General features: G+C 61.7%; 21 protein-coding genes. 14 read left to right on the forward strand and 7 right to left on the reverse strand.

Translation table 11 applies throughout. The annotated features are described in order from the left end of the window. Positions 1-115: 115 nt before the first annotated feature. Complete coding sequence (bioB, locus tag C0058_RS29815; protein ID WP_003211072.1) at positions 116-1,171, reverse strand: biotin synthase BioB; 1,056 nt, start codon at positions 1,169-1,171, stop codon at positions 116-118. Positions 1,172-1,260: 89 nt separating this feature from the next. On the opposite strand from bioB, the gene C0058_RS29820 reads away from it, so the two are divergent. The 5 genes from C0058_RS29820 (at position 1,261) to rarD (ending at position 7,021) form a co-directional block, all read left to right on the forward strand. Beyond that, positions 1,261-1,998, forward strand: coding sequence for a ComF family protein (locus C0058_RS29820; RefSeq protein WP_102370049.1), 738 nt, complete (start codon positions 1,261-1,263; stop codon positions 1,996-1,998). Positions 1,999-2,055: 57 nt separating this feature from the next. Next, positions 2,056-2,820, forward strand: a complete 765-nt coding sequence (locus C0058_RS29825) for a TOBE domain-containing protein (protein ID WP_102370050.1) — start codon at positions 2,056-2,058, stop codon at positions 2,818-2,820. A gap of 71 nt (positions 2,821-2,891) precedes the next feature. Next, complete coding sequence (locus C0058_RS29830; RefSeq protein WP_102370051.1) at positions 2,892-4,790, forward strand: PhoX family phosphatase; 1,899 nt, start codon at positions 2,892-2,894, stop codon at positions 4,788-4,790. 193 nt (positions 4,791-4,983) lie between these two features. Then, entirely contained in the window at positions 4,984-5,958 is a 975-nt protein-coding gene (locus tag C0058_RS29835; protein WP_102370052.1) for a serine/threonine protein kinase, read from the forward strand. Positions 5,959-6,136: 178 nt separating this feature from the next. After that, positions 6,137-7,021: an EamA family transporter RarD gene (gene rarD / locus C0058_RS29840; protein WP_003211079.1), complete on the forward strand. Its 885-nt coding sequence runs from the start codon at positions 6,137-6,139 to the stop codon at positions 7,019-7,021. A gap of 222 nt (positions 7,022-7,243) precedes the next feature. On the opposite strand, the gene C0058_RS29845 is transcribed toward rarD, so the two are convergent. Next, positions 7,244-7,762 (reverse strand): glycine cleavage system protein R, encoded by a 519-nt coding sequence (locus tag C0058_RS29845; RefSeq protein WP_003211081.1) that lies wholly within the window; start codon positions 7,760-7,762, stop codon positions 7,244-7,246. A 420-nt stretch (positions 7,763-8,182) separates the two neighbouring features. Between C0058_RS29845 and C0058_RS29850 the strand changes: the two genes are divergently transcribed. Further along, positions 8,183-10,360 (forward strand): malate synthase G, encoded by a 2,178-nt coding sequence (locus C0058_RS29850; RefSeq protein ID WP_102370053.1) that lies wholly within the window; start codon positions 8,183-8,185, stop codon positions 10,358-10,360. A gap of 59 nt (positions 10,361-10,419) precedes the next feature. Here the strand turns inward: C0058_RS29850 and C0058_RS29855 are convergent, their stop codons facing one another. Continuing rightward, the gene (locus C0058_RS29855) at positions 10,420-10,845 is read right to left on the reverse strand and encodes a hypothetical protein (protein WP_087694746.1); all 426 of its coding nucleotides are present in this window, start codon (positions 10,843-10,845) and stop codon (positions 10,420-10,422) included. 135 nt (positions 10,846-10,980) lie between these two features. Further along, positions 10,981-11,427: a response regulator gene (locus C0058_RS29860; protein ID WP_003211086.1), complete on the reverse strand. Its 447-nt coding sequence runs from the start codon at positions 11,425-11,427 to the stop codon at positions 10,981-10,983. A 246-nt stretch (positions 11,428-11,673) separates the two neighbouring features. On the opposite strand from C0058_RS29860, the gene C0058_RS29865 reads away from it, so the two are divergent. The 8 genes from C0058_RS29865 to C0058_RS29895 all read left to right on the forward strand — a co-directional run bounded on the left by C0058_RS29865 (position 11,674) and on the right by C0058_RS29895 (position 20,688). Continuing rightward, positions 11,674-13,596, forward strand: coding sequence for a putative nucleotidyltransferase substrate binding domain-containing protein (locus C0058_RS29865; protein WP_003211088.1), 1,923 nt, complete (start codon positions 11,674-11,676; stop codon positions 13,594-13,596). Further along, complete coding sequence (locus C0058_RS29870; RefSeq protein ID WP_003211091.1) at positions 13,593-14,300, forward strand: PolC-type DNA polymerase III; 708 nt, start codon at positions 13,593-13,595, stop codon at positions 14,298-14,300. Before C0058_RS29865 ends, C0058_RS29870 begins: the two co-directional genes overlap by 4 nt. Before the next feature lie 259 nt (positions 14,301-14,559). Next, positions 14,560-15,078, forward strand: a complete 519-nt coding sequence (locus C0058_RS29875; RefSeq protein WP_010167452.1) for an RNA polymerase sigma factor — start codon at positions 14,560-14,562, stop codon at positions 15,076-15,078. Further along, positions 15,075-16,043 (forward strand): FecR domain-containing protein, encoded by a 969-nt coding sequence (locus C0058_RS29880; RefSeq protein WP_102370054.1) that lies wholly within the window; start codon positions 15,075-15,077, stop codon positions 16,041-16,043. Before C0058_RS29875 ends, C0058_RS29880 begins: the two co-directional genes overlap by 4 nt. 211 nt (positions 16,044-16,254) lie before the next feature. Then, on the forward strand, positions 16,255-18,684 hold the full coding sequence (locus C0058_RS29885) for a TonB-dependent siderophore receptor (RefSeq protein WP_102370055.1): 2,430 nt from the start codon (positions 16,255-16,257) through the stop codon (positions 18,682-18,684). Positions 18,685-18,746: 62 nt separating this feature from the next. Then, a complete protein-coding gene (locus tag C0058_RS29890) occupies positions 18,747-19,850 on the forward strand; it encodes a PepSY domain-containing protein (RefSeq protein ID WP_003209218.1) in 1,104 nt (367 codons plus the stop codon). Then, on the forward strand, positions 19,847-20,023 hold the full coding sequence (locus C0058_RS32860; protein ID WP_003209216.1) for a hypothetical protein: 177 nt from the start codon (positions 19,847-19,849) through the stop codon (positions 20,021-20,023). The genes C0058_RS29890 and C0058_RS32860 overlap by 4 nt, the downstream gene beginning before the upstream one ends. Positions 20,024-20,058: 35 nt before the next feature. Further along, positions 20,059-20,688 (forward strand): glutathione S-transferase, encoded by a 630-nt coding sequence (locus C0058_RS29895; RefSeq protein WP_003209214.1) that lies wholly within the window; start codon positions 20,059-20,061, stop codon positions 20,686-20,688. A gap of 201 nt (positions 20,689-20,889) precedes the next feature. On the opposite strand, the gene creD is transcribed toward C0058_RS29895, so the two are convergent. Genes creD through creB form a run of 3 tightly spaced genes read right to left on the reverse strand, consistent with a single transcriptional unit; the run spans position 20,890 to position 24,399 of the window. Then, the gene (gene creD, locus C0058_RS29905; protein WP_102370056.1) at positions 20,890-22,239 is read right to left on the reverse strand and encodes a cell envelope integrity protein CreD; all 1,350 of its coding nucleotides are present in this window, start codon (positions 22,237-22,239) and stop codon (positions 20,890-20,892) included. Positions 22,240-22,291: 52 nt separating this feature from the next. Then, positions 22,292-23,731: a two-component system sensor histidine kinase CreC gene (creC, locus tag C0058_RS29910; protein WP_102370057.1), complete on the reverse strand. Its 1,440-nt coding sequence runs from the start codon at positions 23,729-23,731 to the stop codon at positions 22,292-22,294. Then, positions 23,731-24,399 carry a two-component system response regulator CreB gene (gene creB / locus C0058_RS29915; RefSeq protein WP_102370058.1) on the reverse strand — a complete coding sequence of 223 codons (669 nt, stop codon included), beginning with the start codon at positions 24,397-24,399 and terminating at the stop codon, positions 23,731-23,733. Before creB ends, creC begins: the two co-directional genes overlap by 1 nt. Positions 24,400-24,406: the final 7 nt, after the last annotated feature.

Here is a 24,406-nt window from a genome sequence, read left to right on the forward strand (position 1 = left end):
TGGGAGCGGGCTCGCTCGCGAAAGCAGTGGATCAGTCAGCTTATGTATTGGCTGACACACCGCCTTCGCGAACAAGCCCGCTCCCACATTTGGATGGCATTCCAAAGTGGACTTATCAAACAGCCGCGTTGTAAAACTGCTCGCTGCTCTTCTGCTCCACCAGCGCCTGCTCGATCGCCGCCTGGTGCACTTCATCGGCGTGCTCTTCACGAGCTTCCGGCAAGATGCCCAGGCGCGAGAACAGTTGCATGTCCTTGTCCGCCTGCGGGTTGGCAGTGGTCAGCAGCTTGTCGCCGTAGAAAATCGAGTTGGCGCCAGCAAAGAATGCCAGGGCCTGCATCTGCTCGTTCATCGCCTCACGCCCGGCCGACAGCCGCACATGGGACTGCGGCATCAGGATGCGCGCCACCGCCAGCATGCGGATGAAGTCGAACGGGTCGATGTCGTCGGCGTTTTCCAGCGGCGTGCCGGCAACTTTCACCAGCATGTTGATCGGCACCGATTCCGGATGCTCCGGCAGGTTGGCCAACTGGATCAGCAGGTTGGCGCGATCGTCCAGGGACTCGCCCATGCCGAGGATGCCGCCGGAGCAGATCTTCATCCCCGAATCACGCACGTACGCCAGGGTTTGCAAGCGCTCGCCGTAGGTGCGGGTGGTGATGATCGAACCGTAGAACTCCGGCGACGTGTCGAGGTTGTGGTTGTAGTAATCGAGGCCGGCCTGGGCCAGGGCTTCGGTCTGGTCCTGGTCGAGACGGCCGAGGGTCATGCAGGTTTCCAGGCCCATGGCTTTCACGCCTTTGACCATCTCCAGCACGTAGGGCATGTCTTTGGCCGATGGATGTTTCCAGGCGGCGCCCATGCAGAAGCGGGTCGAACCGATGGCCTTGGCGCGAGCGGCCTCTTCGAGGACCTTCTGCACTTCCATCAGCTTCTCTTTTTCCAGGCCGGTGTTGTAGTGGCCCGACTGCGGACAATATTTGCAATCTTCCGGGCAGGCGCCGGTCTTGATCGACAGCAGCGTGGAAACCTGGACGCGGTTGGCGTCGAAATGCGCGCGGTGCACGGTCTGCGCCTGGAACAACAGGTCGTTGAAGGGCTGCACGAACAGCGCTTTGACTTCGGCTAAAGACCAATCGTGACGCAGGTTGGCAGTGATGCTGGCGCTCATGGGCGATTCCTTGATTATGCTTTGGCAAGCCCTGTGGGAGTAATACCCACAGGTACGACACGGATGCTCGGCATATTTAAGGAAGATTCATGCACTGTCAACTTGATAACAAACACGAGGTTTACATCTGGTTAAAAAGCAACCAAACCTGTTTAATCTGCGATGAAGGCAGCGGAACGGCCGATCCTGTCTGCAGTGCCTGCGAAACCGAGCTGCCCTGGCTGATGGAACATTGCGAGGTGTGCGCACTGCCGTTGCCGGCGACTGGCCTGGTGTGCGGCCAGTGCTTGAAGCAACCTGCGGCGTTCAGGCAGGTCGTCGCGCCGTGGACCTACAGCTTCCCCGTCGACAGCCTGATCAGCCGTTTCAAGCATCAGGGCCGCTGGCCGCTGGGGCACCTGCTTGCGCACCTGTTGGGGCAATTCCTGCAACACCGCTATGAAGATGCCGCGCTGGCTCGCCCCGACTGCCTGCTGCCCGTGCCCCTGGCCCGCAAACGCCTGCGGGAACGGGGCTTCAACCAGGCGGCGATGCTCGCCCGCTGGCTGAGTGAGGACCTGAACATCCCCTGGGATGAGCACCTGCTGTCACGGCCGCGTGAAACCGTGGCGCAGCAAGACCTCGACGCCAGGACCCGCAAGCGCAACCTGCACCAGGCCTTCGCCCTGGCCGACGGCGCGCAAGTCAAAGGCCGGCACTTGGCGCTGATCGACGACGTACTGACCACCGGCGCCACCGCCAACAGTCTCGCCCGCCTGTTGATGGATGCCGGCGCCCGACAGGTGGATGTGTATTGCCTGGCCCGTACGCCCAAGCCCGGCACATGACTTGACTCGCGGGCGCCCTGCCCGCAACGTCAGCCCATTCCATCGAAGCGTGTAACCATGTCCCTGCCAACCCTCTTGAGCCAACACATCGTCCGTCGCCCACAGCGCATTGCACTGCTGCAACATATTGCCGAACAAGGCTCCATCACCCGCGCCGCAAAGAGTGCGGGGCTGAGCTACAAGGCGGCCTGGGACGCCATCGACGAACTGAACAACCTGGCGCAAAAGCCCCTGGTGGAACGCAGCGTCGGCGGCAAGGGCGGTGGCGGCGCCAGGTTGACGGCCGAGGGTGAGCGGGTATTACGCCTTTACCAACGCCTGCAGGTGCTGCAAGCCCAGGTGCTGGATTGCGCCGAAGACGCCAGCGACTTCAACCTGCTGGGCCGCCTGATGCTGCGCACCAGCGCACGTAACCAGTTGCACGGCCGGGTGATCGCCATCGACAGCCACGGCCGCAATGACCTGATTCGCCTGGAGCTGGCAGCCGGGCTGCGCCTGGATGCGCAGATCACCCACGACAGCACCTTGCGCCTGGAGCTGGAGATCGCCACCGAAGTCGTCGCCCTGATCAAGGCCGGCTGGCTTGAAGTACTGGCCGTCACGCAGGCAGCAACACCTGGACACAATTGCCTGGAAGGAAAAATCGAGGCCATTCTCGATGCCGAAGACGGCCCCAGCGAGGTGCGGATCACCTTGCCCAACGGCCAGGTTCTCTGCGCCCTGGCCCGGCCCGAGGCGCTTGCACAGATTAATGCCACCGAAGGCCTGCAAGTGAAGGTGCAGTTCTCCCCCAGCAACGTGCTGCTGGGCACTCCGGTGTAGCGCTTCAAACTGCAACAATTTCGTCACGACTGCTCCCTAAGGTGGCTGCAAAAACCCGCAGGGAGCCTGAAATGAGCCTATTAGAAGAAAACCAAGCCACCGACCTGGAACAGATGGTCGGCCTCACCCGCCGGCGTTTTATCGGCGCCGGCGCCCTGTGCGGTGCCGCGATGTTCCTCGGCGGCAACCTGCTGACCCGCAGCGCCCTGGCGGTCAACGCCGCGTCGAACAGCCCGTTGCTGGGGTTCGCCAGCATCGCCTCGGCCACCAGCGACACCATCACCCTGCCGCCCGGCTACAGCGCTTCGGTACTGATCAGTTGGGGCCAGCCACTGCACAAGAACGCACCGGCCTTCGACCCCAGCGGCAACGGCACCGCCAAGGCCCAGGAACAGCAGTTCGGCGACAACAACGACGGCATGAGCCTGTTCGCCTTCCCCGGTGACGACAACCGCGCGCTGATGGCGATCAACAACGAATACACCAACTACCGCTACCTCTACGCCCACGGCGGCGCGCCGCAATCGGCCGAAGACGTGCGCAAGGCGTTGGCCAGCGAAGGGGTGTCGGTGATCGAAGTGCGGCGCAAGGGCGACACCTGGCAGTTCGTCCAGGACTCGCGCTACAACCGGCGCATCCACGGCAACTCGCCCATCCGCTTCGGCGGCCCCGCGGCGGGCCATGCCTGGCTGAAAACCAGCGCCGACAAAACCGGCAAAAAAGTCCTCGGCACCTTCCAGAACTGCGCCAACGGCAAGACCCCGTGGGGCACGTATCTCACCTGCGAAGAGAACTTCACCGACTGCTTCGGCAGCAGCAACCCGCAACAGACCTTCGACGCCGGGCAGAAACGCTATGGCGTGGTCGCCGCCAGCAAAGACATCAACTGGCACCCCCACGACCCGCGCTTCGACATGGCCAAGAATCCCAACGAACTCAACCGCCATGGCTGGGTGGTGGAAATCGACCCGTTCGACCCGCAATCCACACCGGTCAAGCGCACCGCCCTCGGCCGCTTCAAGCATGAAAATGCTGCGCTGGCGGAAACCCGCGACGGCCGCGCCGTGGTGTACATGGGCGACGACGAGCGCGGCGAGTTCATCTACAAGTTCATCAGCCGCGACAAGATCAATCACAAGAATCCCAAGGCCAACAAGGACCTGCTGGACCACGGCACCTTGTATGTGGCGATTTTCGACGCGGGCGACGGCAATGCCGACCATCCCAAGGGCCAGGGCCAATGGGTCGAACTGACCTACGGCAAGAACGGCATCGACGCCAACAGCGGTTTTGCCAGCCAGGCCGAAGTGCTGATCCACGCGCGCCTGGCCGCCAGCGCGGTGAAAGCCACCCGCATGGACCGCCCGGAATGGATCGTGGTCAGCCCCACCGACGGCCAGGTGTATTGCACCCTGACCAACAACGCCAAGCGCGGCGAAGACGGCCAGCCGGTGGGTGGCCCGAACCCGCGGGAGAAAAACGTCTACGGGCAGATCCTGCGCTGGAAGGCCAACGCCAACGACCATGGCGCGCCGGACTTCAGCTGGGATTTGTTCGTGGTGGCCGGCAACCCGACCGTGCATGCCGGGACGCCAAAGGGCGGCTCGTCCAACATCAACCCGCAGAACATGTTCAACAGTCCGGACGGCCTGGGCTTCGACAAGGCCGGGCGGTTGTGGATCCTCACCGATGGCGACTACAGCAACGGCGGCGACTTTGCCGGGATGGGTAATAACCAGATGCTGTGTGCCGACCCGTCGACCGGTGAAATTCGGCGATTCATGGTGGGGCCGGTGGCCTGTGAAGTGACCGGGATCAGCTTTTCGCCGGACCAGAAAACCCTGTTTGTGGGGATTCAGCATCCGGGGGAAACCGGTGGGTCGACCTGGCCGGAGCATCTGCCGAATGGCAAGCCACGGTCCTCGGTGATGGCGATTCGTCGGGATGATGGCGGGATCGTCGGCGCCTGATAAGGCCTCTTCGCGAGCAAGCCCGCTCCCACATTTGACCGCATTCCAAAGCCAGGACTCGGTTTAATGTGGGAGCGGCGGTGCGACGATTCGACTTGCTCGCGAAGGCGTCAGAACAGTCACCACCTATCCAACCCTGGGTGCGTTACCATACCCGGCCGGACGCGGCGCCCTGCTGCGCGCAGGAGTTCGCATGGCACACCCGTTTGAAACACTGACCCCTGACCTGGTGCTCGACGCAGTCGAAAGCATCGGTTTCCTCAGCGACGCCCGCATCCTCGCGCTCAACAGCTACGAAAACCGTGTCTACCAGGTCGGCATCGAAGACTCCGAGCCCTTGATCGCCAAGTTCTATCGGCCGCAACGCTGGACCAACGAAGCGATCCTCGAAGAACACAGTTTCACCTTCGAACTGGCCGAGTGCGAAGTGCCGGTGGTGGCGCCGATGATTCACAACGGTGAAAGCCTGTTCGAGCACGCGGGTTTCCGCTTCACCCTGTTCCCGCGCCGTGGCGGACGCGCACCGGAGCCGGGCAACCTCGACCAGTTGTATCGCCTCGGCCAATTGCTCGGCCGCCTGCATGCGGTCGGTTCCACCCGCCCCTTCGAACACCGCGAAGCCCTGGGCGTGAAGAATTTCGGTCACGATTCCCTGAACACCCTGCTGGAAGGCAACTTCATTCCTCGCAGCCTGCTGCCAGCCTACGAGTCCGTGGCCCGCGACCTGCTCAAGCGTGTGGAAGAGGTCTACAAGGCCACGCCCCACAAGAACATCCGCATGCACGGCGATTGCCACCCCGGCAACATGATGTGCCGCGACGAGATGTTCCATATCGTCGACCTCGATGACTGCCGCATGGGCCCCGCCGTTCAGGACCTGTGGATGATGCTCGCCGGTGATCGTCAGGAATGCCTGGGGCAACTGTCGGAAGTGATGGACGGCTACCAGGAATTCCACGACTTCGACCCGCGCGAACTGGCCCTGATCGAACCCCTGCGTGCCCTGCGCCTGATGCACTACAGCGCCTGGCTTGCACGGCGCTGGGACGACCCGGCGTTCCCCCACAGCTTTCCCTGGTTTGGCAGCGAACGTTACTGGGGCGACCAGGTGCTGGCGTTGCGCGAGCAGTTGTCGGCGCTCAATGAAGAACCCTTGAAACTGTTCTAACGCACACCACAATCCCCTGTAGGAGCTGGCTTGCCGGCGATGCAAGCGCCTCGGTGTATCAGTGGAACCGAGGTGAAGCCATCGCCGGCAAGCCAGCGCCTACAGAAAAGCACATCCCACTGACTGACAAATATCCTTACAATCGCGGCTTTGTTAGCTGCCTAAGCAAGGATTCTGCATGCAAGCCGCCAACCCCCGTCGCGGGTACATATTGGGCCTGAGCGCCTACGTCATCTGGGGCCTGTTCCCGATCTACTTCAAGGCCATCGCCAGCGTTCCCGCCGCAGAAATCATCGTCAACCGCGTGCTGTGGTCGGCGCTGTTCGGCAGTCTGCTGCTGATAGTCTGGAAACACCCGGGCTGGCTCCGAGAACTGCGGGACAACCCCAGGCGCCTGGCGATCCTGGCCCTGAGCGGCACCTTGATCGCAGCCAACTGGCTGACCTACGTGTGGTCAGTGAACAGTGGCCGCATGCTGGAGGCCAGCCTGGGTTACTACATCAACCCGCTGGTGAACGTGCTGCTGGGCATGGTGATCCTCGGCGAGCGCCTGCGCCGCCTGCAATGGGTGGCCGTGGGCCTGGCAGCGGTAGGTGTGGCGCAACAGGTATGGCAAGTCGGCAGCCTGCCGTGGGTATCCCTGGTCCTGGCGGCGACCTTTGGTTTCTACGGGTTGATCCGCAAGCAGGCGCCGGTCAAGGCATTGCCCGGGCTGGTGGTGGAAACCTGGATGCTGGTGCCGATTGCCATCGCATGGTTGCTGTTCAACCCCTCGGCCCACAGCGCACAGATGGAATTCTGGAGCACCTCCGAAGCGTGGTGGCTGGTGGCCGCAGGTCCGGTGACGCTGATCCCGCTGGTGTGTTTCAACGCCGCCGCACGGCATTTGCCCTACACCGCCCTGGGCTTCCTGCAATACGTGGCGCCCACCCTGGTGCTGCTGGAAGCCGTGCTGTTATTCAACGAACACCTGGCACCCGCCACGCTGATCGCCTTCTGCTTTATCTGGGCCGGCCTGGTGGTTTACAGCATCGACGCCTGGATGACTGTGCGGAAAAACTGATCAAATAACGTACAAACCTCTGCAAGCCACAGCTGGTGTGGCTTGCAGGCATTCACCCCAAGGTTATCCACAGCCTGGTCCCCGGCGTTTGTGCACAAGCCCTTGAAACTGTTCGTTTTTTAGCCAGCTGGCGAAGAGACACGGCCCGCCTGGGCCGGACGCGAGTCTCTACAGGTTATCCACAGGCCCATGCAAGATTTCCATGCATAACCTTGTGGGCAACTATTCCTCGCTGCGTAGTTCCAGTTCCACCATCAAGTCGTCGGCCAGGGTTTCCAGCGCCGCTTGCAAAGTTTCCAGCGGCAGCGTCAACGGCACCGCCAGCAAGGCTTCGGCGTGGAACAGCAGGTCGCTGCTCATGGGCGCCGGGCGCACGTCGGTGATCAAGCGCTCCAGGTTGACGCCCTGCTTGCTGAGCAGCGCGGTGATGTCGCGAACAATCCCCGGCCGGTCGTTACCGACCAGTTCCATCGCGATGGGTTGCGACTCGCTGGGGGCGAGCGAACTGCTTTCGCCCAGCAGCACGCGAATGCCGTGGGTGGACAAGTCTTCCAGCGCGCCAATCAAGTCCAGCCGATTTTCCGCCGGCACGCTCACCCGCAAAATCCCGGCAAACTGCCCGGCCATGTGCGCCATGCGGCTTTCCAGCCAGTTGCCGCCATGGGCGGCGATGCACTGGGCGATGCGTTCGACCACACCGGGTTTGTCCGGGGCGATGACAGTCAGTACGAGATGGTCCATGGTGTCGTCCTCTTCTTATGAAAATCAGGTAGGAACCAGGCGTTCCCCTCGTACCTACCAAGGTGGACTCAGGTAGCCACGAAAACAAATCGTGTACCATTTTTATATTTATATGGAACAATCCAATAGTTTTTTGAGAACATCCCGTACCCCACTGTGACCGTACGACCAAAGTGGGTCGCTAAACGACGTATTTAGTCTAATTTTCACAACCGCAACTCATCATGTAGTATGCCCAATCGCGCACTACATAACGTTAGGTCGATGTCTGCCAAGGCAACCACGCACCGCGACGCAGCCCGCCCAGCCGCCTTCTACGGCATGTACTGGTGCAGCGTGTTCACGGTTTACATGGCCAGAGGCTTCATTGGTAAATTGAAAAGCTGAAAAGCGCATAAGCTCCGCAGAGTGAGGCAAGCAATGACTGAACACGTTCAAGTCGGTGGCCTGCAGGTCGCCAAAGTCCTGTTCGACTTCGTGAACAACGAAGCCATTCCTGGTACCGGCATTACCGCCGACCAGTTCTGGGCCGGTGCCGATAAGGTCATCCACGACCTGGCGCCGAAGAACAAAGCCCTACTCGCCAAACGCGACGATTTTCAAGCGCGGATCGACACCTGGCACCAGGCGCACGCCGGCCAGGCCCACGACGCGGTGGCCTACAAAGCCTTCCTTCAAGATATCGGATACCTGCTGCCAGAAGCCGCGGATTTCCAGGCCTCGACCCAAAACGTCGACGAAGAAATTGCCCACATGGCCGGCCCGCAGCTGGTAGTGCCGGTGATGAACGCCCGTTTCGCCCTCAACGCTTCGAATGCGCGCTGGGGCTCACTGTATGACGCGCTGTATGGCACCGACGCCATCAGCGAAGCCGACGGCGCCGAAAAGGGCAAAGGCTACAACAAGGTGCGTGGCGACAAAGTCATCGCCTTCGCCCGCGCCTTCCTTGACGAAGCCGCGCCATTGGCTGCCGGCAGCCACGTGGACTCCACTGGCTACAAGATCGTCGACGGCAAGCTCGTGGTCAGCCTCAAGGGCGGCAGCAACAGCGGCCTGCGCAGCGATGCCCAGTTGATCGGCTACCAGGGCGACGCAGCCAAGCCGACTGCCATCCTGCTGAAGCACAACGGCCTGCACTTCGAAATCCAGGTCGACGCCAGCACCCCGGTCGGCCAGACCGACGCCGCCGGCCTGAAAGACGTGCTGATGGAAGCCGCCCTGACCACCATCATGGACTGCGAAGACTCCGTCGCCGCCGTCGATGCCGATGACAAGGTGGTGATCTACCGCAACTGGCTCGGCCTGATGAAGGGCGACCTGTCGGAAGAAGTCGCCAAGGGTGGCAAGACCTTTACCCGCACCATGAACGCCGACCGCGTCTACACCGGTGCCGACGGCAAGGAAGTGACCCTGCACGGTCGTTCGCTGCTGTTCGTGCGTAACGTTGGCCACTTGATGACCATCGACGCGATCCTCGACAAGGATGGCAACGAAGTGCCGGAAGGCATTCTCGACGGCCTGCTCACCAGCCTGTCGGCGATCCACAGCCTTAACGGCAACACCAGCCGCAAGAACAGCCGCACCGGTTCGGTGTACATCGTTAAACCGAAAATGCACGGCCCCGAAGAAGCTGCGTTCACCAACGAGCTGTTCGGTCGCATCGAAGACGTGCTGAAGCTGCCGCGCAACACCCTCAAAGTCGGGATCATGGACGAGGAGCGCCGTACCACGGTCAACCTCAAGGCCTGCATCAAGGCCGCCAGCGAGCGCGTGGTGTTTATCAACACCGGCTTCCTCGACCGTACCGGCGACGAGATCCACACCTCCATGGAAGCCGGCGCGATGGTGCGCAAGGCCGCCATGAAGGCTGAGAAGTGGATCGGCGCCTACGAAAACTGGAACGTGGACATCGGCTTGAGCACCGGCCTGCAAGGCCGCGCACAAATCGGTAAAGGCATGTGGGCGATGCCCGACCTGATGGCCGCCATGCTGGAGCAGAAGATTGCTCACCCGCTGGCCGGCGCCAACACGGCGTGGGTTCCTTCGCCGACGGCGGCTGCGCTGCATGCGCTGCACTACCACAAGGTTGACGTGTTCGCCCGCCAGGCCGAACTGGCAAAGCGCGAACGTGCTTCGGTAGACGATATCCTGACCATTCCCCTGGCCCAGAATACCGATTGGTCCGAGGAAGAAATCCGCAACGAGCTGGACAACAACGCCCAAGGCATCCTCGGTTACGTGGTGCGCTGGATCGACCAGGGCGTGGGTTGCTCGAAAGTCCCGGACATCAACGACGTCGGCCTGATGGAAGACCGCGCCACCCTGCGTATCTCCAGCCAGCACATTGCCAACTGGTTGCGCCACGGCATCGTCAATGAAGCCCAGGTGATGGAAAGCCTCAAGCGCATGGCGCCGGTGGTGGACCGTCAGAACGCCGGGGATGCGCTGTACCGTCCGCTGGCTCCGGATTTCGACAGCAACATCGCGTTCCAGGCAGCGGTGGAGTTGGTGATTGAAGGGACCAAGCAACCGAACGGCTATACCGAGCCGGTGTTGCACCGTCGGCGTCGGGAGTTCAAGGCCAAGAATGGTCTGTGAGTAAGCGCTAGAAACGAAAAAGCCCTGACCTATCGATCAGGGCTTTTTTGTTTGGGATGTCAATCGGACTCAACGGTGTAGTTCCCATTAAGCGTGACCGTTCCTCCGTCCGATTCAAACGTTACGTTTGTAAGTTTCCCGATGTGCTTGAAGGTAGTACCGGACTCCGGACGATCGACCAGCACAGTGAGGTCACCCAGCACAGGCTGATGGTATGAATGGCCGTCGGCATCGCGGTAGGTGACATTAAGAAGTGGAGCTTTCCGATGATGCGGCCCGGCTTTCAAGTCGCTTCCGTAGTAGATACGAACACTCTCAACTGCACCGTCCAAAGCGCTCCAGGAGAGATAGCCAAAGACGTCTGTAGGCACAAATACATGACTCAAGGTGCCATCTCGCGAAACTTCAATACGAGCATCACCACTGCTTAAAGTCTTGGCCTTGTGCAGTTCTTTCTCATCGATATTGAATTTTTCAGTACTCATGATGAACTCCTGTTCACAAATTGATTAGGTGCAGGCCTGCGACCCACCCCCTCCTAATCAGTGAACATGCGAAGTTCGATACTTTCCTACTGTCAGAATTGACAGTTCTTCGCGAAATCAGACCAATGGCACCGTCTAGGACGCCATCCCCAACTCCCGCTTCACCATTTTCGCCAGCTTCACGCTATCAATCGGCTTGAGCAAAAAGTCCACCACGCTCAAATGCATCGCATCAATCACATCCGGCGCTTCGGCGTCACCCGACATGATGATGATCGGCAGCGCCGCCCGGGTGGATTCGCGCACCTGGCGAATCAATTGCAGCCCGTTGCTCGGCGTCATGCGCAGGTCGGTGATCAGCAAGCCGATGGAGCTGCTGGAACTCAACAAGTCCCATGCAGCCTCGCCGCTGTCGGCGGTCATGCAACGAATGCCGTCCAGGCCAAGAATTTCTGCCAACAGTTCGCGCGCGTCCTTGTCGTCATCCACGATCAAAACCCGTTGTGGCGGCAAATCCGGCTCCTGCATAACTGCACTCAGGGCCTCGCGCTCGGCATCACTCAAAATATCGTGGTCGGACATACGTTTCTCGGCAGTTCTATTCAATCTCCCAGCACAGAAGTCAGACATCGCCGGAAGGGCGAACAATGTGCACTTCGTCGGAAAGTTTGCCTAGTGGGCGTTCTACGGGGTTTGGACGATATTCATGTAAGGTTTTTCCCTAGTAAGTGAGGGCGAATCGCTACCTAGACTTACGTCCAATGGGCACCCGCAGCGCAGGAGTCGACCATGGGGCACGATAACGACAAAAAAACTGCGGTCATAGGTATGAGTAAAGCTGATGCTTTCACACAAGCGGGGAAAACCGCTGTGTTGCAGAACATCCACGGCACCCTGCAATTCCTGCAACGTTTCCCGCCGTTCAACCAAATGGAAAACGCCCACCTGGGATTTCTGGTAGAGCAGTGTCAATTGCGCTTCTACGGCCCCGGCGAGAGCATCCTCAAGCCCTCGGGCGGGCCGGTGGAACACTTCTATATCGTCAAGCAGGGGCGCGTAGTCGGCGAGCGGCCGGACTCGACAGAAACCACCTTTGAAATCACCACCGGTGAATGTTTTCCGCTGGCGGCGCTGCTGGGGGAGCGGGCCACCCGTACCGAGCACAAAGCCGCCGAAGACACCTTCTGCCTGCAACTGAACAAGCCGGCCTTTATCAAGCTGTTCGCCCTTTCCAGCGCGTTTCGCGACTTTGCCTTGCGCGGCGTGAGCAGCTTGCTGGACCAGGTCAACCAGCAAGTCCAGCAAAAGGCCGTGGAAACCCTCGGCACCCAATATTCGCTGAACACCCGCCTGGGCGAATTGGCCATGCGTCACCCGGTCACCTGCAGCCCGCTGACGCCGCTGCGTGAAGCGGTCACGCAAATGCACGAGCAGCAAGTGGGCAGCATTGTGATCGTCGATGAACACAAGGCGCCCCTGGGGATTTTCACCCTGCGGGACCTGCGCCAGGTGGTGGCCGACGGCACCAGTGATTTCAACCAGGGCATCGAGCGCCATATGACCCAGGCGCCGTTTTTCCTCACGCCGGACCACAGCGCGTTCGACGCGGCGATTGCGATGACCGAGCGGCATATCGCCCACGTGTGCCTGGTCAAGGATCAGCGCCTGTGTGGCGTGGTGTCCGAGCGTGACCTGTTTTCCCTGCAGCGGGTGGACCTGGTGCACCTGGCGCGCACCATCCGCAATGCGCCCAGAGTCGAAAACCTGGTGGCGATTCGCGGCGAAATCGGCCAGTTGGTGGAGCGCATGCTCGCCCACGGCGCGTCGTCTACGCAGATCACCCACATCATCACCTTGCTCAACGATCACACGGTGTGCCGTGTCATCGAGTTGACCCTGGCCGACAAGGGCGACCCGGGCGTGCCATTCAGCTGGCTGTGTTTCGGCAGCGAGGGCCGCCGCGAGCAGACGCTGTATACCGACCAGGACAACGGCATCCTGTTCGAAGCCCGGGACGCCGCCGAAGCCGCCGAGATTCGCGGGCGCCTGCTGCCGCTGGCACAACAGATCAACCAGAGCCTGGCGCTGTGCGGCTTCAGCCTGTGCAAGGGCAATATCATGGCCGGTAACCCGGAGCTGTGCCTGTCCCGGGCGGAATGGGCGCGGCGCTTTGCCGGGTTTATCCGTGAGGCGACGCCGGAGAATCTGCTGGGTTCGAGCATCTATTTTGATTTGCGGGTGGTGTGGGGCGATGAGCAAGGGTGCGAGCAACTGCGCCAGGGCATTCTCGACCAGGTGGCAGACAACCGTTTGTTCCAGCGCATGCTGGCCGAGAACGCGTTGCGCCAGCGCCCGCCGGTAGGGCGCTTCCGGGATTTTGTGTTGACGCGCAAAGGCGCCGACAAGGCAACCCTTGACCTCAAGGTGCAAGGCCTCACGCCATTTGTCGACGGCGCCCGTCTGCTGGCATTGGCCAACGGCATCAGCGCCATCAACACCCTGGAGCGCTTGCGCCAACTGGTGGCCAGGGAAGTCATCGAACGCCTTGATGGCGCCGCCTATGAAGAGGCCTATCACTTCATCCAGCAAACTCGCATGCAACAACACCAACTGCAAACCCGCGAGAACCTGCCCTACTCCAACCGCGTCGATCCCGACAGCCTCAACCACCTCGACCGGCGCATCCTGCGCGAATCCCTGCGCCAGGCCCAACGCCTGCAAGGCAGCCTGACGTTGCGGTATCAGCTGTGAGCTGGTTTGGCTGGTTGCGCAAACCCAAACCTGGCCTGGATGCGGCGCAACAACGGCGCGTCGAGCAATTGCCCACACCTGGGGAGCTGGGGGACGGATCGCTGCGGGCCCAGCGCTGGGTGGTGGTGGACCTGGAAACCAGCGGCCTGAACCTCAATCGTGACCAGGTGCTTTCGATTGGCGCCGTGGTGATCGAGGACGGCGCAGTGGACTTCTCGCAATTGTTCGAACGCACCCTGCACCGGGCCGAGACCAAGCTCAACCCCAGCGTGCTGATCCATGGCCTGGGGCCCAGCGCCATTGCGGCGGGCAGTGACCCGGCAGAGGCGCTGATGGACTTCATGGAGTTTGTCGGCGACAGCCCGCTGCTGGCGTTTCATGCGCCCTTCGATCAACACATGCTGTGCCGGGCACTCAAGGACAGCCTGGGCTATCGCTTGAACCACCCGTTCCTGGACGTGGCCGACATCGCCCCGCTGCTGTGCCCCGACGCCAACATCCGCGAAGCCGGGCTGGATGACTGGATCACGCATTTCAAGCTGCAAGTGGGCGAGCGTCACCATGCCAGTGCGGATGCGCTGGCAACGGCGGAACTGATGCTGATTTTGTTCAGCCGTGCACGGCAGCAGCAGATCGACAGCCCGCACGCGTTACAACAGCGCCTGGGCCAATGGAAACGCCGCAAGCAAGCCCCCTCATTCTAATGGTGGCGAGGGAGCTTGCTCCCGCTGGGTGCGAAGCGCCCCCAAATCAGCCAACCCATTTCCAACTGAATAAATGCACTGCCTGGATTACGACTGCTGCGCAGCCGAGCGGGAGCAAGGTCCCTCGCCACAGTAAGCGGCATCACCATGATAGATAGCATTACGCCGCCGCCCGACCAACGCCAATTGCACCCGCCTTACACCTCTGCCACAATCGCGAATAATTCTCGTTAGTTTAAACTTTCCGATCGGTGTCGCCTTGTCGTCAATCCAAAGTCCCCACAGTGAGCTTGTTGGCGCGTTGTACCGCGACCATCGCAGCTGGCTGTTGGCGTGGCTGCGACGCAACGTGGCCTGCCCCAGCCGCGCCGAAGACCTCAGCCAGGACACCTTCATGCGCCTGCTGGGCCGTGAAGAACTGCGTGAACCCCGCGAGCCGCGGGCGTTCCTGGTGGCCATCGCCAAGGGCCTGCTGTTCGATTATTTCCGCCGCGCCGCGCTGGAACAGGCTTACCTCACCGAACTGATGCTGATCCCGGAAAGCGAGCACCCGTCCCCGGAAGAACAGCAACTGATCCTCGAAGACCTCAAGGCCATCGACCGCCTGCTGGGCAAACTCTCGAGCAAGGCCCGCGCGGCCTTCCTCTACAACCGCCTCGACGGCATGGGCCACGCCGAAATCGCCCAGCGCCTGGGGGTTTCCGTGCCGCGGGTGCGGCAATACCTGGCCCAGGGTATCCGCCAGTGCTACATCGCCCTGTATGGCGAGCCGCTGTGAGCCCGGTCAGTTCCAAGCCGGTGTCGGCGCGGGTGCTCGACGCGGCCATTGCCTGGCAACTGTCCCTCGGTTCGGGCGACGGCAGCGCCGTGGAGCAGGAAGAATTCGCCAAATGGCTGGCCAGCAACGAAGAACACGCCCGCGCCTGGCGCCAGTTGGGCATGCTCGATCAGCGTTTCAGTGTGGCCTCGGGCCCGGCCCGTGCGGCATTGCTGCAGTCGCGCGAAGGCATTCGCCGCCGCGTGCGCAAGCTCGGCAGCGGCCTGGCCAGTGTGGTGCTGGTGTGCGGCCTGGCATTGTTCGTCGGCCAGCGCTACGTGCCGCTCAACTATTGGCTGGCAGACCAGCGCACCGCCACCGGTGAACAGCGCACCCTGAAGCTGGCGGATGGCACCGTGATCAACCTCAACACCCACAGCGCCATTGACGTGCGCTTTGACGAGAAACGTCGGCTGATCGTATTGCAGGAAGGCGAGATCCTTGTCGAAACCGGCCACAACGACGCCCGTCCATTTTTTGTTGAAACCCGCGAAGGCAGCCTGCGCGCCCTGGGCACACGGTTTATCGTCAAGCGCGAGGAAGATGGCACCCGCCTCAGCGTGTTGCAGTCTGCCGTCGGCGCACAGCCTGAAGCGCTGCATCAAGAGCAGATCTTCAAGGAAGGCCAGCAAGTGCTGATGCGCCGCGACAGCCTCGGCCCGATGCTTGCCGTCAGCCCCGGCACCGACGCCTGGACGCGCGGCATGCTGGTGGTGGACAACGCGCGGCTCGGCGATGTGGTTGCCGAACTGAGCCGCTATCGCACCGGTTACCTGGGTGTGGATAAACAGGTGGCCGACCTGCGGATCACCGGCAGCTTTCCGTTGCACGACACCAACCTGGCACTGAACGCGCTGCTGCCGACCTTGCCGGTGCAGATTCAACAACACACGCCGTGGTGGGTGACGGTGGCGCCCAAGCCGTAGGCTCCTGTGGTGCATAGGCCATTGTCATCGCAGGCAAGCCAGCTCCCACAGGTGGAATGCGTTCCCCTGTGGGAGCTGGCTTGCCTGCGATGAGGCCCTCAAAAACAGCACTCACCCACTAATAGAAATTATTTTCATCGAGCCCTATCACTTTTTGCATCTCGCTCGGCACATAGGCAATTGAGAAATATTTCCATTCAGGAGCCGCCCTATGTCCCGCACGCTAGACACCTTGTTGCGCCCCAGCCTGTTGGCCGTGGCCATTGCCCTCAGCGCTCCGCTGGCCAGCACCCAGTTGCTCGCCGCCGAACAAGCGTCCAGTGTGCGCGCCTACAATCTGCCGGCAGCGTCGCTGGTCACCACCCTGAACCAGATCGCCAGCCAGGCCGGTTTGGCGCTGACGCTGAACCCGGGGTTGGCAGCGGGCAAGACTTCCGCGCCGGTAAAAGGGCAATTCGATGCACAAGGCGCATTGCGTGAAGCGTTGCGCGGGACCGGGCTGCAACTGGAGCAAAGCAGTGCAGGCACGTTCAGCCTGGTAGCGATCCCGGATGGGGTCGTGGCATTGCCGGAGACCAGCATTACCGGCCAGGCCGACGCGGAAAGCGCATGGGGGCCGGTTGATGGTTACCTGGCGACCCGCACCGCTGCCGGCACCAAGACCGATACCGCACTGGTCGAAGCCCCGCGTTCGATCTCCGTCGCCACTCGCCAGCAAATGCAGGACCGCAACGTCCAGAACCTGGATGACGCCGTCAAATACATGCCCGGCATCGTGTCCGCCAGCTACGGCAGTGACACCCGCTACGACTGGATGCGTGTACGCGGCTTCGAACCCACCCAGTTCCTCGACGGCCTGCCGCTGCCACGCGGCGTGTATGCCAACCCGAAAGCCGAAACCTGGAACCTCGACCGCCTTGCGCTGCTGCGCGGCCCGGCCTCGTCGGTCTACGGCCAGACCCCGCCCGGCGGCCTGCTGGATATGGTCAGCCGCCGCCCCAGCGCTGAATCGAGCAATGCCATCCAGGTGCAGTATGGCAGCGACAACTACCGCCAGATCAACTTCGCCAGCACCGGCAAGATCGATGATGAAGGCCAGTTTCTCTACGGCCTCAGCGGTGTGGTGCGCGACGCCGGCACCCAGGTCGATCACATCGACAACAAGCGCTACAACATCGCGCCCAGCCTGACCTGGAATATTGATACCGACACCAAGCTGACGTTCCTGTCGCAGTTCACCCGCGACGATACCGGCGCCACCAGTCAGTTCCTGCCCATTGTCGGCACCAAGATCAAATCGCCGCTGGGGGACATCTCTCATCACAAGAACCTCGGCGACCCGGACTACGAGTACTACGACCGCACCTACTACGCGCTGGGCTACGCCTTCGAGCATCGCTTCAACGATACCTGGCAGTTCAAGCAGAACCTGCGTTACACCAAGTCGGAGCTGGCTTTCCAGCAACTGACCGTGGGTTCCTACGGTTACTCGACCATTGATGCCGAGGGCAATACCAGCCGCGGGTCGACCAACGTCGACGAAAACATCGGCCAGTTCGCCGTCGACAACAATTTCCAGGCTGACTTCGCCACCGGTGATATCACCCACACGCTGTTGCTCGGCCTGGATCACCAGCGCACCGACACCTCGTACCTGTCGATCTTCGGTGACGGCGGCACAGTCAACCTCTACAACCCCGTCAACACCAAGCCGGTGGTGCGTCCGGCGCGCTCCACCGCTTATTACGACTACAACCAGAAAACCATCCAGACTGGCCTTTACGCCCAGGACCAGATGGCCCTGGACAAGTGGCGCCTGACTCTTGGCGGGCGTGAAGACTGGGTGCACCAAGGCACCACCTACTTCAACAAAAACGATGCAACCAATACCGACCGCAGCAAGAACTTCAGTGGCAACGCCGCGCTGAGCTATGTGTTCGATTCGGGCTTCGTTCCGTACCTCTCCTACGCCGAATCGTTCCAGCCAGCGAGTAACGCCAGCGTCTCGCCAACCGAGTCGTACAAACCCACCGAAGGCAAGCAATGGGAATTGGGGGTCAAGTACCAACCACCCGGCTCAAATACCCTGCTGAGCGCCGCGGTGTACGACCTGACCCAAAAGAACGTGCTGGTTACCAGCTTCGGCGCCGGTGGCCAGTCGATCACCAACCAGACCGGCGAAGTGAAGGTCAAGGGCCTGGAATTGGAAGCCGTCTCTGACGTGACCGAGAACCTTAAGGTCATCGCTGCATACACCCTGGCCAAATCCGAAGTGCAAAAAGGCCAATACAAAGGCAACCGCCTGCAACTGATGCCAAACCAGCAAGCCTCACTGTGGACCGACTACACCTGGCACGCCGGTGTGCTCGACGGTTTCGGCATTGGCGCGGGTGCCCGCTACACCGGCAACACCTATGGCGACCAGGGCAACACCTGGCTGGGCAAGGCCAATGCCTACACCGTGTTCGATGCCTCCGTGCATTACGACCTCGGCCGCCTGGACAACAGCCTCAAGGGGGCTTCGGTGAAACTGAATGCCACCAACCTGTTCGACAAGGACTACATTTCCACCTGCGATGCTTCCTACTGCTACTACGGCGACCAACGCAGCGTCGTCGCCAGTGCCACCTACCAGTGGTAATCGGCTGAGTTAACAACCGGGCCGCCCCCGTGGGCGGCTTCGGTGTGTCTGAAGGCTAGAAAATGAAAAGCAAAACCATCCGCCGCTGGTCCTTCATCCACACCTGGACCAGCCTCGTCTGCACCGTATTCCTGCTGCTGCTCGCCCTCACCGGCCTGCCGTTGATCTTCCACCACGAGATCGACCACCTGCTGGGCAACGAACCCGAGCTGGCACAGATGCCCGCCGATACCCCACAGCTGAACCTCGAACAGCTTGTTGCCAAAGCCCAGGCCCATCGCCCCGGCGAAGCCATGCAATACCTGGCCTGGGACGAAGACGACAAGAACGGCGTGATCGCGATCATGGCCGCCACCGCCGGCACCGAACCCAATTCCTCCCACACCTTCATGCTCGACGCCCGCACCGGCGAGGCCGTGGAAACGCCTTCGGCCAACGGCGGGCTGACGATGTTCCTGCTGCGCCTGCACGTCGATATGTTCGCCGGGCTGCCGGGCAAGTTGCTGCTGGCGTTCATGGGCATTCTGTTTGTGCTGGCGATCATCTCCGGCACGGTGTTGTACCTGCCGTTCATGCGCCGGCTGAAATTCGCCACCGTGCGCCAGGACAAATCCACGCGCCTGCGCTGGCTCGACCTGCACAACCTGATCGGCGTGGTCACCCTGACCTGGGCGCTGGTAGTGGGCGTGACCGGTGTGATCAGCGCCTGCGCCGACCTGATCATCGCCGCGTGGCGCACCGACAGCCTCAGCGCAATGATCGAGCCTTACAAAAACGCCCCGCCGCTGACCCTGCGCGCCCCCGCCACCGACCTGCTGACGATTGCCGCCAAGGCCGCGCCCGGGATGGAGCCGGACTTTATCGCGTTCCCCGGCACGCGTTTCTCCAGCGAGCATCACTACGCGGTGTTCATGAAAGGCAGCACCCACCTGACTTCACACCTGCTGACGCCGGTATTGATCGACGCCAGCAACCTGCACGTCACCGCCATCGCCGAACGGCCGTGGTACATGGACGCCATGGGCATGTCCCAGCCGCTGCACTTCGGTGACTACGGCGGCATGCCGATGAAGATCCTGTGGGCGGTGCTGGATGTGCTGACCATCATCGTCCTGGGCAGTGGCGTGTACCTGTGGCTGGTGCGGCGCAAGGCGGCCAAGTCATGAAGCCGAGGCAATCGAGTTTCTGGAAGGTATTCGGCATTCCGCTGGCCATCGGGTTGTTGAGTGCTGCCGGATTGTTTGCGGCATTGCTGGGGGACGGCTTGTGGGATTCGCTGAGCTGGGTGGGGCTGGGCATTCCGGCCGCCATAGGTAGCTGGGCGTTGCTCAAGCGTTGAGATAGATTAGCGCTGCCCTTTTCCGAGGAATGCCCATGTCCACCCCCAGCATGACGTTGTTCCACAACCCTGCCTCGCCGTTTGTGCGCAAAGTACGGGTGTTGTTGCACGAGACCGGTCAACTGGACCGCGTGACCTTGCACGCCTGCGTGCCGACGCCGGTCAAGCCCGACGCCGATGTAATCCTGGACAACGCGCTGGGCAAGATCCCCGCCCTGCGCCTGGCCGACGGCAATGCGCTGCACGACAGCCGGGTGATCCTCGATTACCTCGACTACCAACACACCGGGACTCCACTGATCCCCCGGAACGGCCCGGCCCGCTGGCGGCGCCTGACCCTGGCCTCGACCGCCGACGGCATCATGGATGCCGCCGTACTGGTGCGTTATGAAACCGCCATGCGCCCCGAGGAAAAACATTGGGACCTGTGGCTGGAAGGCCAGCGCGACAAGATCCGCCGCGCCCTCGACATGCTCGAACAGGACGCCATCGCCGAACTGGCCGGGCCGTTTGACGTGGCCGCGATCAGCGTGGCGTGTGCACTGGCTTATCTGGACTTCCGCCACCCGGACATGCAGTGGCGGTCGAGCCATCCGAAGCTGGCGGCGTGGTATGCCGAGGTGAGTCAGCGGCCGTCGATGCTCCAGACCCAGCCACCAGCCTAACCTGCTGCAAGGGTTCTCTTGTGGTGAGGGAGCTTGCTCCCGCTGGGCTGCGCAGCGGCCCCAAAAATCCTGGGAGCGCTTCGCACTCCAGCGGGAGCAAGCTCCCTCGCCACAAAAAGCTCCCGGGCCAAAGGGAACAGCGCGTTGATCCTCACCACTAACTGCGCGCCCTCTTGCTGATCTTCCCGCAACCCCAACGACCTACTCATCACCCACCTCCTTGCGTTTGCCCACGCCATACCAATCCAGCTTGCGGGTCAGCACCATCACCGTGCCCAGCAACCCGAACAGCAGCAACGAGCCCATCAACAACGCGTAATCCTCGGCACTCAGCAACCCGTACAGCAAGCCATACAACGCCGCCAACCCTGCTGAAAACCCCAGGCCATGGGCGACACTGCGCAGCACATGGCAGACGTAAAACCCGATCAGCAACACACAGGCCGCCGCCGATATCAGGTACGCCGGGCCAAACCCGATGTGCTCGGACAATGACAACAACAGCAAATAGAAAAACGCCAGGGCAACCCCCACCAACGCGTACTGGATCGGGTGCACCGCCAGGCTCTTGAGCACCTCGAACAGAAAAAAACCGGCAAACGTCAGGGCGATAAACAACAGCGCATATTTGATCGCCCGGTCACTCTTGAGGTACTGATCCACCGGGTCGATAAAGCTCACGCCGAAGCTGCGGCTGTTGAAGTCGTCACAGCCACGCTCGGCCAGGCAACTGCTGAGTGCTTCTTCCAAATTGGTGGAGAAAAATGTGGTCTGCCAATTGGCGCTGAAGCCTTGGGCGGTGACCTCGCGCTGGGTCGGCAGGAAGTTGCCGATAAAGCTGGGGTGCGGCCAGTTGGACGCCAGCTTGACCTGGCTGGTCTTGCCCACCGGCACCACTTGCAGTTGCTCGGTGCCTTGCAGGCGCAGGTCAAAGGCGAAGTCAAAAGGTGACGGATTCTGGCTGTCCTGCTCGGGCAGCATCACGTGCACACCCTCCCCCAGCCAAGCCACTTGAGTGCCCGGGGAAAACGCCAGTTGCTGGCTGCCCAGCTCCAGCTTCAACGCATTTTCGATGCCGCGAATGTCGCTGATACCCACTGCCAGATACGCCGGGTCAAAGCGGTAATCGGCAAAGTTTTCCGTGATGCCCCACTGCTCCGGCAACACAAACCGCCCACTGATACGGCTGTCGGCGTGGAACAACCGCGCCTGGTAGATGCCCCGGGCGCGCACTTCGGTTTGCACCTGCCCGTCGAGGGCAAATTGCTCCGGCAGGAAATACAGATGACCACGCACCTCGCGGGTTTCTTCGTAGCGTTCGTTGAGCTTTTCATTGAGCTTCCACTCCCGGACGGTCTTGCGATAAGGCACCACCAGCACCGGGCCATTGAGGCGCTGGCTGTAGCTGGAACTGCGGGCGATATCCTGCAAGACGTCGTCGCGCAGTTGCTGACGGTCGGTAATCACCCCGTGGATCATCAGCAACGGAATCAACAACAGCACGATCAGCAGCGCGATGGCGCCCAATTTGAAAAGCAGATTGCGGTTCATGAAGCTCTCCCTGTTTTGATGGGGGAGAGTCTGGCGGGCGCTTAAGGGGGATTTATGAAGGGAATGTGGAGACTGTGTGGAGATGCAGTTTTACCTGCACGCCGCCGGGCACGTTGCCGATCTGCAATGAGCCGCCGTGCAGCTTCATCACCTCTTCGACAAAATTCAGCCCAAGGCCGGTGCTCTTGCGCCCGCTGGCCGGGCGCGGCAGGGAATAGAAGCGCTCGCTCAGGCGCGGCAACGCGTACTCGGGAATGGCGTCGGCCTGGTTGAACAGGGTGAATTCGATCCCGTCATCCAAGGCCTTGGCGCTGAACCGCAATGTGCCACCGGGCGGTGTGAAATCCAGTGCGTTTTCCAGCAGGTTACCCAGTGCCTGGCGCAGCAGGAACGGCTCGCCATACACCTGCAGATCCGCGGCAATCGCCTGCTCGACCTGCAACCCGGCGCCTTCAATGCGCGCACATTGAGCCCTGAGCACTTCGTCCACCAGCGCCGCCAACGACAGGCTGGCCTGGTCCTCAAGGCCCTGGCGCTGCTCCACCTGCGCCAGGTTCAGCAGGCGTTCGATCAACTGCTGCAAGCGCGCACTTTCACTGTCGATATTGCTCACGAAACGCTGCTGCTGGTCACGGGACATGTCGCCCTGCAACAGCTCCGCCGCACCACGAATCGCCGCCAGCGGGCTTTTCAATTCGTGGGTCAGGGTGTGCACATAACGTTCCACGTACGCCTTGCCTTCCAGCTGGGTGCGCATGTGTTCCACGGCGGTGGACAACTGCTCCAGTTCACCACCGCGATAGTGCGGCAACTCGGCACGCCGGCCTTCACTCACCGCCTGGGCATACGCCGTCAGCCGGCGCAGTGCGACACTCAACCACCACGACAACAGCGCACCAAACAGCAAGCCCAGGGCGACCAGCCCGGCGCCGTACCACAGCAGCCGGTCTTCGGTGCGGTCCACATAGGGTTGCAGTGAACTGTTGGGCTTGGCCACAGTGACCACGCCGATGATCTGCCCGCTATCGCGGATCGGCGCGCCGACGTGCATCACCGATGAGGCAGGGTCATCCAGTTCGCTGCGGGTCGAGCGCGCACCGTATTCGCCGCGCAGGGTCAGGTACACGTCATTCCACTTCGAGTAATCCTCGCCTACGGCCTCGCCGCTGGAGTCCAGCAGCACAATGCCCTTGGCGTCGGTGACGTAGATGCGGTGGTTGACCTGGTTTTTCGGCAGGCCCCAGATATTCGCGCCGGGCTGACGCTCACCGTAGGCCTTGAGCAGTTCGGGCCAGTGGCTCTGGCCGAGGGTGCCGTTCTTCACATCGTCGCGCAGGATTTCCGCCAGCAGGTTGGCGGTGTCTACCAGGGTTTCTTCGGTGGACTGGCGCACGCCGGGGCGGATTTCCTTCATCACGGTGCTGAGTACGAAGTAGCCTGTCAGGCCGATAAACAATGCGTACACCAGGAAGAACCGGATCCCCAGGCGCATCAGCTGTTGCCCGGGCTGTAGCTGTAGCCAAGGCCGCGATGGGTCTGGATGGGCTCCGCCTCGGGCGCCACCGCGCGCAATTTGCTGCGCACGCTTTTGATGTGGCTGTCGATATTGCGCTCGTAGCCTGCGTCCGCCGCCACGCCCACCGCATCCAGCAGTTGCTCGCGGCTGAACACGCGCTCGGGTTGCTCCAGCAGGCTGTGCAGCAGACGGAATTCATGGCGAGTGAGGCTCAGGGGCTGGCCGCGATAACTGATCTGCATGCGCTCCAGGTCCACCTGGAACACCGCCGGAGCAGCACCGGGGCCCACGCGCTTGAGAATGGCCCGTACCCGCGCTGCCACTTCACGCGGGCTGAACGGTTTGACTACGTAGTCGTCAGCGCCGATCTCAAGACCCACCACGCGGTCGATCTCACCGTCCCGGGCGCTGAGGAACATCACCGGCACTTCGCTGAAACGCCGCAGTTGCTTGCAGGTTTCGAAGCCGGTGATGTCCGGCAGGCCGATGTCGAGGATGACCAGGTCCGCCGGGTTTTGCCGCTGATGGGCCAGCGCCGCCTGGCCGAGGCTCAACCAGGTGGTGGTGAAGCCCTCGCCTTGCAGGGCGAAAATCAGCGTGTCGGCGATAGCCGCTTCGTCTTCGACAATCAGGATATGCGCCATGGTGTTC

The organism is Pseudomonas sp. NC02 (assembly GCF_002874965.1).
GTDB lineage: Bacteria > Pseudomonadota > Gammaproteobacteria > Pseudomonadales > Pseudomonadaceae > Aquipseudomonas.